The organism is Neolewinella xylanilytica, assembly GCF_002934605.1.
Classification (GTDB): Bacteria; Bacteroidota; Bacteroidia; order Chitinophagales; family Saprospiraceae; genus Neolewinella; species Neolewinella xylanilytica.
Genome location: NZ_PTJC01000005.1, coordinates 1,488,809 through 1,501,783, shown reverse-complemented (window position 1 = coordinate 1,501,783; position 12,975 = coordinate 1,488,809). Strand labels below are relative to the sequence as shown.

Genomic DNA, 12,975 nt, shown 5'->3' with positions numbered 1-12,975 from the left:
GCGCACTACAGTATGTCAAAAGAACTAATAAGTAGCGGATATATTATACGCTAAGTCCGGAAACGGTGTTCAGCGGACGCTTACGGGGTGGAAAAACGCATTGCCGGCGCTCCACGGTTGGGGAAAGGACTAGCGGCTGGCAGCGGCCTCGTGGTAGAGTTCGGCCATCTTTTCGTTGATGGTCGCCGAATTGCTCTTAGAAAGGTTGATGGGCCCCAGTGCTACGGCGACCTTAGGGTAGGCCACGCCCAGGATCAGGCCCGTCTCGGCATCCATCAGGTAATGGGCGTAGACATGCCGTCCGCCCATCGGCACGGGGCTGACAATGGCGTAGGCAGCCCCCGCCTGGCGATTCAGAACAACTTCGGACCACGTTTCGAAGTCCACTACTTCTACCTGGAAGCCGTATATGTCCGCGAAAACGTCCTGGGTCAACTTCTTGTCGATCAGCTCGTCGAGCACGTAGAGCGTTTTGGCTTTCAGCCGGCGCCCCCGCTTGGCCAGGGTCGCCTTCAGGTGGGCGGCGCCGGACTTCGGGGCGCGGGCTACGGTCATACACATGTCGTTGAGGGCCGCTACGCCGAAATAGATGGCCGCTTCGGGTACGAGACCGTCTTCATCGGTCGGCAGGGCCAGAAAGGCTTTCATATCGCGCTTCAGCCGCTTCCCGTCACTAACGGTGAGGATCAGGCTCTGGCTGGAGGGGCCGGGCAGCCAATTCATCGTGGGCACCCCCCCGTTGTCGAACTGATTTTGCATGAGCCTGGTCTCGCTCTTCATATTGTCAACGTAGAGGACCATCGTCCGGTCGTCGTCGTTGGCGGCTTGCAGCGCTTCTTCGTAGGGCATCTCCTCGGTGAGCCGTCCTACCCGCCAGAAGCTATCGACCGCGATCCGGAGGGTACGATCGATGTGTTCGTCACCGGTCAGGCCGAGGATGATCTTACTACGGCGAATTTCGGTGATGGCTGCTTTGGTGTTGGCCAGCTGGCCGGTAAGGGGGCATACTAGCAGGGCGAGCATGCCCGTAATTAAAATACGTACCAAGGTAATGTGTTTGAAATGCCAAACGGCAGCTGAGTGTAGGAAGGCAATATAGGCCAGGCCGAGCTTATTTTCGGGTACGTACCCGGCGCGGTGGTGCTGGCCGGCAGCCAGTTCCGCCCGCTATTTGTTAGTAATTTTATTGGATACTATGGACCCTACCTCAACCCGTGATTATATCTCCCAAAAATCAGGAAGAATGCGGGGATGATTCTACCATAATCCGATTTTCCCGGGCACGAAATGCTCATCAATTTCCGGGCTTTTGCGGGCCTTGAATGGATTTTCTTGTGGGAGCGCCCGGCCGTAACAATGCGGCCGCCCGACGTTAAGGCGCTCAATAAAATCCCGTTCATTCGGTTATTGCCATATTCCTGACCCATTCCGCACGGTACGACCATCGTGCTACACCCAGAAAACACCATGGAAAGCAGCGACAACGGTACAGCCACGATCAGGCGCACCCCAAATGGATTAGCGATCACGGTTCCCTCCCGCAAACAGTGGTTCGCGATGATTTTCCTGCCGGTTTGGCTACTGGGCTGGGCCGCCGGCTTCGTAGCTGCCGGCGGCAGCGTTATCGGGTCGCTCGGAGGCGGAGAGATCCCGGATCTATTTTTGGCGGTGTGGCTGATTTTGTGGACGGCAGGTGGCGTTTTCGCCCTGAGCGTAGTTTCCTGGCTGTGGTTCGGCAAGGAAGCTTTCCGGATCGAGGGTTCCCGGGTGGTTTACTTTCGGGGCGTTTTCGGATTTGGAATGCGCAAGGAATTACACCGCGGACAAATCACCAACGTACGGTACCATGCGGTAGATACCAGCCTCTTTAGCGGAAATCGTAACATGGCGGCCTTTGGCTTTGGCGAGGGCCGCATCAGGTTTGACTACGGCATGAAAACCTTCTCCTTCGGCTTGGCCCTGGACGAGGCGGAGGCACGGTATCTGGCCGACCGAATTGCGGCCGAACTGTAAGCTCCAGTACATGGCCGGAGCAACTACGCACCCCTTACCTCGCCAATATCCGTACTTTCTCGCATGGCCCTAGGCGCCCTTTCCTTTCGCTATTCCTGGCGCGTTTACCAGGCGCGGATCCTCGACCGGCTCGACCAGTACCGGGACGACCGCAAAATTCACATCGTCGCACCGCCCGGCGCCGGAAAGACCGTGCTGGGGCTGGAAATCATGCGTCGCCTGAACGGCCGCACCCTCGTGCTGGCCCCGAACCTGACGATTCGCGAACAGTGGATCGATCGCTTCCGGGCCGATTTTGGTGGCGACCCGGAGGATGTTGCTACCGACCTCTACGCGCCGGCTACCCTCACGGTCGTGACTTACCAGGCGCTGTGGGCCTACCACGAAAAGACCGGGACTGACGGGCTCGACTGGATGGAGACATTGGTGGTAGACGAGTGCCACCACCTACGCAGGGAATGGTGGCGGGTATTGGACGCGGTCGCCGAACGCTACAACCCCGAGCTGGTGGCGCTGACCGCTACCCCACCCTACGACGTTAGCGGCATCGAATGGCGGCGCTACTACGGCTTCTGCGGGGAGATCGACGAAGAGATCAGCATTCCCGAACTGGTGGCCAGCGGGGACCTTTGTCCGCACCAGGATTACCTCTACCCCATCCTGCCGCCCCCCGGGGACGGGCGTTTGCTACGCGAATGGCAGAGCCGCAAGGAGGATTTACTGAAGATGGCCTACACCCGTTCGGAACTGGCCTACCTCATCCGCGATCACCCCTGGCTCCAACAGCCGGAGGAGCACTACACGGAAATTTTCGAGCACCCCGAGTACTTCACTTCCTTGCTTAGCGTCCTGCGCGCTCAGGGTAGCGAACCGCCGGCGCCGGCCCTGGGGGTGCTGCACGGCGAAGCTACCCTGGCTCCGGTGCTGGACGGCTACTGGCTGCGGATTTTCCTGGAGCGGGCCCTGCGGCACGACGACTACTTCGGGGACAAGCACGCCAAACCATTATTACAACCCTATCGACGGGGTCTATCGGCCATGGGCGCCTGGGATCGGGGCAAACTCCGCCTCGACGAACCGCTACCACCGGCAAGCGGGGCGGCGGCGGAAGAGCTGGAAAGCCCGCAGGCGAAACTGGAGGCCCTGGTGCATATCACGGAATTGGAAAGCGATGCGTTGCTGGATAAACTGCGCCTGGTAATCCTGACCGACAATATCCACGACGAGTACCTGCCCACCACGGAATACGACCGCCGGCCCCTGCTCAAGGTCGGCACCGTGCCCGTTTTTGAAGTGTTGCGCCGGCGCGCAGGTGCTTACTACGCCAGGAACCTTTGTCTATTGTCGGGATCATTGGTCATTATCCCCCAGCCGGTACTAATTCGGCTACGGGAAATCGCCTACGAGCAATTGCCCCTCGAAACGGTCATCACCTCCCGGCCCCTCTTCCCCGACTCCGAATACCTGGTACTGGACACGGCCACCGTAGCCAACAAGCACATCGTAGGCTGGATTAACCAATTGTTTGCCGAAGGGGGGATCCACGTGATCGTGGGCACCAAATCGTTACTCGGTGAGGGCTGGGACGCCCCCATCGTGAACAGCCTGATTCTGGCGAACCGGGTGGGCAGCTTCGTGCTCAGCAACCAAATGCGGGGGCGGGCTATCCGTACGGTCCGTGGCAACCCCGATAAGACGGCCAACATCTGGCACCCCGTAGTCGTGCATCCCGACGTCGACCGCGGCGGACCGGAGGTCGACCGGATGCGCCGGCGGTTCCGGGGATTCGCCGGGCCGCGGCTGGTCGGTAAGCCGGCAATACAGAATGGCCTGGAGCGCTACAACCTACAGTTCTCTAAAAACGGAGGCGGATCAGCCGCATCTGCCGTACCCGCCCTACCGGCCGCGGCGTCCTTCCGTACCACCGATGCGGAGTCTATGCTGGAACTTCGGGAACTCACCGAGGAACGGGCCACGAACCGGGACGATCTGGCCCGGCGCTGGAGCGAAGCCCTCGGGGCGGGAACCCAATTGGTCGAAACGATCCGCCCACCCGCTGAGCGGTACTACGAAAGGAAGGACCCCCTTACCCTGCACTACCGGGAGTCCGTCGATCGCCACATCGAGGAGCGCTACCGGATGGTGCTGCTGCAGATGAAGGTAGCGTGCCTCGTCGCCCTGGTCGGCGCCCTTGCGGGCAGCATGGTAGCCTTACCGCTACTACCCTGGATAGCCGCGGTGATTGGCGGAGTGGGGGCCCTGTACTACGTGCCGAGGCTGCTGCGCCTGCGGGAAGCGGCCCGCCCCCGACTGGAACGGAGCGACCGCAACCCGGTATTTGCCAACGAGGTGGACCTAAGTCCGCACCTCGGACATCCCCTGATATTTGTTCTACTGTTGCTGGTGAGCGTTGGCTGGCAACCTCCCCTGGTGTTTGTTGGTGTTTACTTCAGCTGGATGGTTGCGCAGACCGCTTTCCGCCCCGAACTGAAGCGGAACGAGGCGGCCCGTCGGCACACCCTCCTCGCGGATACCCGATCCCGGCTTTTTGCCTACGGACGCGCCCTGGCGGAGAGCCTGCACCGGGGCAGCCACTTCCACTCGGCCACTCCCGACCGCTTACGGCTCGAAGAGGAAGCCGGGGAGGAGATCGTATTCCTTTCCGAAGCCGAGCATCACGACGGGCAGCTTTTCGCCGGTGCGCTGGGTGAATTGATGTCACCGGTGGACAACCCACGCTACCTGCTCCGGATGAAGCTTCCGGACGACTGGACCAGAGGGGAATATTACCTCGGCGTCCCCGCCGCCCTGGGGAACCGGAAGGATGCCGATCGACTCGCCGAGTTGCTGAGCGGCGTCGTGGAACAGGAATTCGAGGCCATCTACACCCGCGAGCCGGCCGGAAGACTGCATCTGCTCACGGCCCGGCTACAGGCCAGCAGCAAGGTCGCTTCCGAAGGGGCGCGGCGCGAACAACGCTGGCGCTAGATGATCTGGATCGGACTCGCCCTCCTTATATTGGTCCTTTCGTCGGTGCGCTTCGTGCGTCGCGCCCGGCAGGAAGCCAACCGGCAACGAGTACTTACCTGGCCCCGGGCGGTGGCGGTGCTACCGGAAGGCGAAGACAGACTTGGCACCGCGGAAGCCAACCACCTTGGGGAAACCACCTTTTACAAGGCGGAGCTCGAAAGGTCCTATGTCTTTTACGCCCGGGGGGAAAAATATTCGGGTAAGCGATTGGCTCCGAAGCTCGACTTACTCAATGTCGACGAGGCGAAAGTCTTCCTGAAAGGGTTGTCCCAGTGCCGGAAATACGAGGTGTATTTCAATCCCGACCGCCCGGAAGAGAATTACCTGACCATTGGGAAGCCGATCCTGGGATACGGCAAACTGTGGTTGTTCTTGGTTTACGGCCTGCTGCTACCGGGAGTTTTGCTGTGGTTTGGTACTGAGGGCCCCGATACGCAGAAGCTGGTCGTGCTGTTCGTGGTCGCCGTGGTAGTGGTTCTGCTCTTATTGGTCGTCTACTTTCTCGCCCAGCCGGTCTTTGATCTCGGGAAATTGCTGCTTCCGGTGACCTCCACGGATCGGGTACGCAATGAAGGGAATACGACTACGGAAGACAAATTGCTTAATCGCCTGGAGGACCGGCCGCTGCGGCTGACTGATCCGGAAAAACTCCTGCAAAAGAAAAACCGCTCCCGTGATCCTCTTTGACGGCTTGTCGATGCTACTTTTTGTACTGAGTGTGCTGTACCTCGTTTGGATCTTCAGGCGGGAGAGCCGGCATCAGCGAACCCTCGGCTGGCCGCAGGCACCGGCCACGTTGGCGGAGGGGCCGGACCGACTGTGCACCGGCTACCGCGATGCCTTCCGTTATGTAAATTACTACCGGGCCGAACTCGAACAGCCGTACGTTTTCTACGCCAGAGGAGCGCGCTACACCGGCAATCGGCTGGCACCGGGGATGCGGTATATAACGGAGTCTGATGCCTCGCTTTTTCTACGGGAGTTAGGGCAAAGTCGTCGGTACAACGTGGTGTTCAACCCAGACAACCCTACGGACAATTATTTGACCGGGGGGACGGAAATCATGGGGTATTTAGAGCTATTCCTACTAGCTACAGTGGGGATAGTTTTGCCCTACATGATTTACGCAAGTCCCGCCTGGAGAGGAATACTGACCGGTGAAATGATGATTCTCTTATTGCTTTTCGTTCCCGTACTCGCCTTAATTTCCTATCACTCGGCCAAACCGCCCGTACAGCTTGCGCAACGGCTGAGCCCATGCCCTATCCTGCGCCCCGGCGCCCAAAATTCTGGAGACGAAGTGGCGTCCGGTACCGTTAACGACCAAGCCGGACCAACCACGCGAGGCCGACCGGCGTTTGAAAACCAAACATCGATCAGGCATGGGCGCAGACCTCCAAAGTAACACTTCCCTTTCCCCCGGTATCCAGGCAATGGTTCCGTTTTTGTACGCAGCCTGGTCGGACCGCCACTTGAGCGTGCACGAGATCGAATCGATCCGTGAGGAGGCCGCGGGTTTACCTTTTCTATCGCGGGAGGACAAGATTCTGCTGCTCGAATGGAGCGATCCGGCACGCCCCCCCGCCCGGGAGCGGTACCAGCAGTGGCTGAGCAGCGGTCGGGAGGCGGCGGGAGCCTTACCGACTGACCGCCCCGCCAGTCTGGCCGAGTTGGGTGCCTGGCTTGGTCTGGCCGCGGAAGAAGACGCCGATGGGCGCCGGGAATTCTGGGGCGAGCAACTGCCCGCCCTCACCCGGATCGAGCAAATGCTCTGGGGGATCGAGGAAGACACCTACCGGTCGCTCTTCCCCCTCTACGACGAACGGGAAAAACTGGCGGAAGCCATTACCGGGTCACGGATTGATCCCAAGGTGCTGCAGGCAATTTTGGAAGACGGGCATACCGACGTGATCGAACGCACCAAAGCCATTTTACTGCGGCCTTCCTTCGAGCGGCCTACCCTGCGCATCAAGGAGGATTACCGGGAACAAGTGCTGCGGTGGTGCAAAGAACTGGCGCAGGAGGGCATCGGCGCTTTGTCCTACCCGGAGGAATACGGCGGGCAGGACAGCATGTCGGACTACGCGGCGGCCTTCGAGACCATCGCTTACCACGACCTGAGCCTGGTGATCAAGTTCGGTGTACAGTTCGGGCTGTGGGGGGGTGCCGTGTACAACCTGGGCACGAAATACCACCACGATAAATACTTGCAGGCTACCGGCCAACTGGAACTGCCCGGCTGCTTCGCGATGACGGAGACCGGTCACGGGAGCAACGTACGGGGACTGGAAACCACGGCGGTGTACGATTCGGAAACCGAAGAGCTGATCGTCCACTCCCCGAGCGTCGCGGCGGGCAAGGAATACATCGGTAACGCGATGCACGCCCGCATGGCGGCCGTCTTCTGCCAACTGATCGTTGACGGAAAGAGCCATGGCGTCCACGCCGTTGTCGTACCGATACGCGACGAACAGGGATTGGTACTGCCCGGCATCCGGGTGGAGGACAACGGCTACAAAATGGGGCTGAACGGAGTGGATAACGGTCGCCTCTGGTTCGATCACGTGCGGGTGCCGGTAGCCAACCTGCTCAACAAATACGGGGGCATCAACGAAGCCGGTGAATACGAGAGCCCGATCGAGAGTCCGGGCCGCCGCTTCTTCACCATGCTGGGTACGTTGGTCGGCGGGCGGGTATTCGTGCCACGGGCGGGACTAAGCGCGGCAAAATCGGCGTTGGCTATTGCCGTGCGGTACGGCTTGCGGCGCCGGCAATTCCCGTCGGAGTCGATGCGGTCGGAAACGATCATCATGGACTATCCGAATCAGCAACGACGGTTGATCCCGCTGGTCGCCAAGGCTTACGCCATTCACTTCGGCCTGGACCACCTACTGGTCCGTTTCGTGAACCGCACCGAATCGGAGATGCGGGAAATCGAGGCGATGGCCGCGGGATTGAAATCCTACGCCACCTGGTTCACCACCGCCGCCATTCAGGAGTGCCGGGAAGCGACGGGCGGTAAGGGCTACCTGGCGGAGAACCGCATCGCCGACCTGAAGGCGGATACGGACATCTTCACCACCTTCGAGGGAGACAACACCGTGCTCATGCAGCTACTGGCCAAGAGCTTGCTGACGGAGTTCAAAAAGTCGTTCCAGGAGGACGGCAACTTTGCGGTACTGAAATTCATCGGCCGGCGGGTGGGCACCATCGTCACCGAGCAGAACCCCTATGTGGTGCGGCAGACGGACCGCGAGCACCTCGAGAGCCGGTCCTTCTATCAGTCCGCTTTCCACTTTCGTACCCGCCGCCTGGTGAGCACCCTGGCCCAGCGGCTGCGGGCGTACATCAAGGACGGGAAAAGCGCCTACGAAGCCGGCCTGCTCTGCCAGACCCACATGATCGCCGCGGCCGAAGCTTACGTGGAGCAACTGGTGCTGGACGAAAGCCTGGCACGGATAGACGATCTGCGCGGGGCCCGACCGGCGGCATCCGGAAACACATCGGATGTGTCCTCCAATGACAAGCCTTCGACGGAGGCCGTAGACCTACTCGAAAAGACGATCCTCCTCTACGCCGTACACACCATCGAGCACCACGCCGGCTGGTATATGGAGAGCGACTACATCAGCGGACAAAAGAGCAAGGCGATCCGTAAGTTGGTGGACGTGCTCTGTGCCGAGTTGCGTCCGGAGGCGGGGGTGCTGGTCGATGGCTTCGGGATTCCGGATGAGTTATTGGGGGCGCCGATCGCGCTTTAGGCGGGTAGTGGTCGCGCGAGTAGTCGTCGGACGACTACTCGTCCGACCAGTTCATTCCCCAGCGACCATCAGAAATTTAACCTGCGGTTTACCTACGGGGTGGATGGACGGTCTGACCTACTTTGGCCGGCGATGCTGGGTAGGGGCACGGAAAGACGATCTCCTGGGAGCAGTCCCCCCCCTACCACGTCAACGAACGGTGGTAGTCTTACCTTGGGGCTGAATCCCGCCTACCCTGCGGAAATTACCGTATGATCCAAAAATTCCTGGCGTTGGCAGTCTTCCTCTTCGTCACTGGCTGCCAGCCATCATCTAGCCCTATGCCCCACGCTGCTCCCCGTATCCATGCCTTCCGTTTGGCACCCGGCGAAGATCTGCGGGAGGAGATCCAGCGGTACGTCGAAGACCACCGGATCGAGGCGGGCTATATCGTTACCTGCGTGGGTAGCCTGACGGACTGGCAACTCCGGTTCGCGAACCAGCCCGACGGATCTACCGGTACGGGCCACTTCGAAATCGTCAGTCTGGTCGGAACGGTGAGTATGCACGGTAGCCATCTTCACCTCAGCGTATCCGACGGGGAGGGGAAAACGATCGGCGGCCACCTGCTCGAGGGGAATGTGGTGTACACCACCGCGGAGATCGTCATCGGCGAAAGCCTTGACCACCGGTTCATTCGTACGGAAGATCCGCAAACGGGATACCGGGAGTTGGAGGTAGAAACCCGCCGCTAGCTAGCGGGTCACCCGCAGACCGGTAACCATCGGTTTCCCCGCCCGCAACCTCACCCCAGCCGTTTCCAGTAGCCCCTGCTCCAGCGCTTCCAGCGAGGCGTCGGCCGGAAAAAGGACACTTACGCAACAGGCATCATCCTCGGCGTAAAAGCCTTCGGGGCGGTATGCGTTAAGTAATGCGGCTAACTCGCTCAGGGAAAGCTCCGAGGCCCCTACGCGGTTGTTTTCCACTTTCTTCCCGGTACCGGAAAGGCCCAGGTCCTCCGCGCTCCGTTTACCAATGGTGGGAGAAGCCTCCAGCAAGTAGCCGGGGGTAGTCGTGAACATGCCCGCTACGCGACCACCCACGAACTCCACCAGTGCCCGGATGGCCACTTTGGTAGCCTCTTCGGTGGATAAGTCGGGATAAGCGTAGTTGAAATCTATCCGCGGATCTTCCTCCAACCGGTAATCGACCGGTAAGGAAGTGAGCTCGCTTAGCACATGGCTGACCGTATAGCCCCGGAACTGCATCATATTGTCACCGGAAGCCGTCCCGTGGCTGAAGGGGGGCAGGGTGGTTTCCGTGATAACGGGCGTGGCGGGGTTGTCATCTGGCACCGCCGGGGAACTGCTCAGTAACAGGAGCAACGGAATGGATAGCAGTAGGTAAAGGGTGCGTAACATAGTTTGGGTTTTAGGCAACGCGTGGAAAACCCGCCCCAGCGGCTCGGAGCAATGCTTAAATATAAGCTAAACCTGCGAATACGTTACTTTTGCCGGTTTCTACCCCCTGGCATATTAATGTATATACATGTATAGGCAACCTTACGGCGATGCAGCCGTTGCATGTACAAACCAAGAAAGCTATGCTAGACCATCTACTATCCGAGTACCAACTCGGCAACATTACCCTGAAAAACCGCGTCGTTATGGCCCCCATGACCCGTTCCCGTGCCGAAGGCAACGTGCCGAACGACATGATGGTGACCTACTACGGGAACCGGGCGGGCGCGGGCCTGATTATTACCGAGGGTACCTCTCCCAGTTTCAACGGTCTGGGCTATCCAAGAATTCCCGGTAATTTTTCCGCCGCGCAAATGGAAGGCTGGAAGAAAGTCGTGGATGCCGTGCACGCGAACGGCGGCAAGATCTATATGCAGTTGATGCACTGCGGCCGGGTGAGTCACCCCGATAACCTGCCCGAAGGCGGACGGGTACTCGCGCCCAGCGCGGTGGAGATGACGGATACCCAGATGTACGTAGACGGTAAGGGCCTGCAGCCGATTCCCCTGGCACAGGAAATGACCCTGGACGATATTACGTTCGCGGTCAAGGAATACGCCAGCTCCGCTAAACTGGCCATCGACGCCGGCTTCGATGGCGTAGAACTTCACGCCGCTAACGGGTACCTGCTGGAACAATTCATCAATCCCCAGACCAACCTCCGAACCGACCAGTTCGGCGGATCGGTGGAAAACCGCCTGCGCTTCGTCCGCGACGTGACCGAAGCCACGGTGGCCGCCATCGGCGCCGACCGGGTGGGTATGCGCGTCAGCCCCTACGGCTTCTTCAACGAAATCGGTCCTTTCGATAGCGTCGACGAAACCTACGTCCGGCTCACCGAGATCCTGAACGAGATCGGCATCGTCTACCTGCACATGGTAGACCACGAGGCTATGGGTACCCCGCCCGTGCCGGAATCCATCAAGCATACGCTGCGCGACACCTTCAAGAACACCTTCATCCTTTCCGGTGGCTACGATGCCCACCGAGCCGAGAAGGATCTTGCCGCCGATAAGGGCGACCTCGTAGCCTTCGGCCGGCCGTTCATCGCTAACCCCGATCTCGTTGAGCGTTTCCAGGAAGGTGCCGAACTGAATATCCCCAACCAGGAAACCTTTTACACCCCCGGGCCGGAGGGGTATCTGACCTACCCCACCCTCGCGGAAAAGGTCTAGCCTCCCCTCGGGCAAACCGTAAATCAAAACCGCCGGACGCTGCCATTGCGTCCGGCGGTTTTTGCGTTTATCTGCCTGCCTTGAACTTCTTGATCCGTTTACCGAGATCGTAAACGGGCACCCGGTCGCCGATTTCCCGACGCAGGATACTGGCGCCGATCGCCGAGGCGTATCCATCACCGCAGTGCACGACTACCGGTCGGTCGCGGGGCACCTGTCCGGCGCGGCCCCGCAGTTCCCAGTAGGGAATATTAATCGCCCCGTAGAAGCGGGTGTCCTTCTCGGCTGCTTCCGGTGAGCGTACGTCGACGATGGTGTAATGCCCCACGTGGTTGGCTTTGAAGTCGTCGAGGTTCAGTGGCTTAGGCAGCACCGTGTCGTGGGCGTCCGACCATTTACTCGCTCCCTGCAGTTGCTCGTCGTAGCCGATCTTGGCGATGCTTTCCGCGATGCCGAAGGTTTTCTCCTCCTCGTCGATGATCACGTGGAATACCTCCCCCGGCTTAACCACCGACCCGAGCGCTAAGGCAAAGGGTCCGTCGGCCTGGATATTCAAGGCCCCGGGTTGGTGACCGGCGGTAAAGTCTGCGGCATGCCGCGTATCGATAACGAGCACTTCCTCGCCGTCGAGTAATAGGTTTTGCGGGGACGCAGGTGCCATATCTCCCGGCAACTTGAGGGCTTCCCCCCGGTGTTCTTCCGTCAACAGTTCCCGGAAGGGATAAAGCGCTTTGGCCCAGCTTTGGTAGCCGTTCGGGTTCTTCTCCAGGCAGCCCTGTACGTAGGCGGGTACGAAGGGATAATCCGCTAACACGTACCGTTCGAAGGCATTTTCGTCCTTCTGGTTGAGGACGGGACTTTCCTCCTTCGCCTCCGTGAGGTTAAACTGGGCGTGCCGACTCTCGGCCATTTTACTGAAGTGGGCCGCTTCTCCGAAACCGGCATAGATGTTAGCCTTCGGGGCAAAACCGCTGATGTGCTTCGTCAAGGATTCGTACATCTCCTTTACGTAGGTCTTTCGGCCGTGGAGCGGGTTTTTGTCTTCGGGGCGCGGCAGGGGGTAGCCCACGCCGTCGTAAAGCAGCGCGCCGCCGGTAAAGATGCCCTGCACCTTCCCGTCGCTATCCATGGCCAGCAGGCAGATACTGTCTGCCGTAAAGCCCGGCGTCGGCTGCGTCTGCAGGTGACTGCCATCACCGAAGGGGAACATGGTAGCGCGGCCGGCGTGGAGGTAATGCCCTTCCCCGTGAAAGCGGTAGGAACTGGCTCCGATAACCGTAGCCCGGGTTTTCTCGCGCAATTCCGCCCATCCGCTGGCGAAAGAGCCGGGGCGGTGGGTGAGGGCGATACCCACGAGTTTGAGTTGGTGTTCGTTGAGGTATGCTAAGTAGCGTTGGGCATTACGGCTGGGATCTACTACGATAGCTTCCTTTTGCTCAATGATGAGGTAGGAATACTGGTCGTTGATCTCGTCGTGGAAGCGCTGGATGGTCATGG

General features: G+C 59.8%; 10 protein-coding genes. 7 read left to right on the top strand and 3 right to left on the bottom strand.

Annotation, left to right across the window (positions count from 1 at the left end):
• Positions 1 to 129: 129 nt before the first annotated feature.
• On the bottom strand, positions 130 to 1,023 hold the full coding sequence (locus CLV84_RS05875; protein WP_104418795.1) for a hypothetical protein: 894 nt from the start codon (positions 1,021 to 1,023) through the stop codon (positions 130 to 132).
• Positions 1,024 to 1,446: 423 nt separating this feature from the next.
• Here CLV84_RS05875 and CLV84_RS05870 point away from each other — a divergent pair, with 423 nt between their 5' ends.
• The 6 genes from CLV84_RS05870 (at position 1,447) to CLV84_RS05845 (ending at position 9,538) form a co-directional block, all read left to right on the top strand.
• Positions 1,447 to 2,013, top strand: a complete 567-nt coding sequence (locus CLV84_RS05870) for a hypothetical protein (protein ID WP_146088733.1) — start codon at positions 1,447 to 1,449, stop codon at positions 2,011 to 2,013.
• 63 nt (positions 2,014 to 2,076) lie between these two features.
• Positions 2,077 to 5,001: a DEAD/DEAH box helicase family protein gene (locus tag CLV84_RS05865; RefSeq protein ID WP_104418793.1), complete on the top strand. Its 2,925-nt coding sequence runs from the start codon at positions 2,077 to 2,079 to the stop codon at positions 4,999 to 5,001.
• Complete coding sequence (locus CLV84_RS05860) at positions 5,002 to 5,730, top strand: hypothetical protein (RefSeq protein ID WP_104418792.1); 729 nt, start codon at positions 5,002 to 5,004, stop codon at positions 5,728 to 5,730.
• Positions 5,717 to 6,448, top strand: coding sequence for a hypothetical protein (locus tag CLV84_RS05855; protein WP_146088732.1), 732 nt, complete (start codon positions 5,717 to 5,719; stop codon positions 6,446 to 6,448). The genes CLV84_RS05860 and CLV84_RS05855 overlap by 14 nt, the downstream gene beginning before the upstream one ends.
• Positions 6,426 to 8,804 (top strand): acyl-CoA dehydrogenase family protein, encoded by a 2,379-nt coding sequence (locus CLV84_RS05850; protein WP_104418790.1) that lies wholly within the window; start codon positions 6,426 to 6,428, stop codon positions 8,802 to 8,804. The genes CLV84_RS05855 and CLV84_RS05850 overlap by 23 nt, the downstream gene beginning before the upstream one ends.
• Positions 8,805 to 9,055: 251 nt before the next feature.
• A complete protein-coding gene (locus CLV84_RS05845; protein ID WP_170067589.1) occupies positions 9,056 to 9,538 on the top strand; it encodes a PPC domain-containing DNA-binding protein in 483 nt (160 codons plus the stop codon).
• On the opposite strand, the gene CLV84_RS05840 is transcribed toward CLV84_RS05845, so the two are convergent.
• Entirely contained in the window at positions 9,539 to 10,204 is a 666-nt protein-coding gene (locus tag CLV84_RS05840) for a hypothetical protein (RefSeq protein WP_104418788.1), read from the bottom strand.
• Positions 10,205 to 10,386: 182 nt separating this feature from the next.
• Here CLV84_RS05840 and CLV84_RS05835 point away from each other — a divergent pair, with 182 nt between their 5' ends.
• Positions 10,387 to 11,478, top strand: a complete 1,092-nt coding sequence (locus tag CLV84_RS05835) for an alkene reductase (RefSeq protein ID WP_104419517.1) — start codon at positions 10,387 to 10,389, stop codon at positions 11,476 to 11,478.
• Positions 11,479 to 11,545: 67 nt separating this feature from the next.
• Here CLV84_RS05835 and CLV84_RS05830 read toward each other — a convergent pair whose 3' ends face one another.
• Entirely contained in the window at positions 11,546 to 12,973 is a 1,428-nt protein-coding gene (locus CLV84_RS05830) for a rhodanese-like domain-containing protein (protein ID WP_104418787.1), read from the bottom strand.
• Between the last annotated feature and the right edge of the window lie 2 nt (positions 12,974 to 12,975).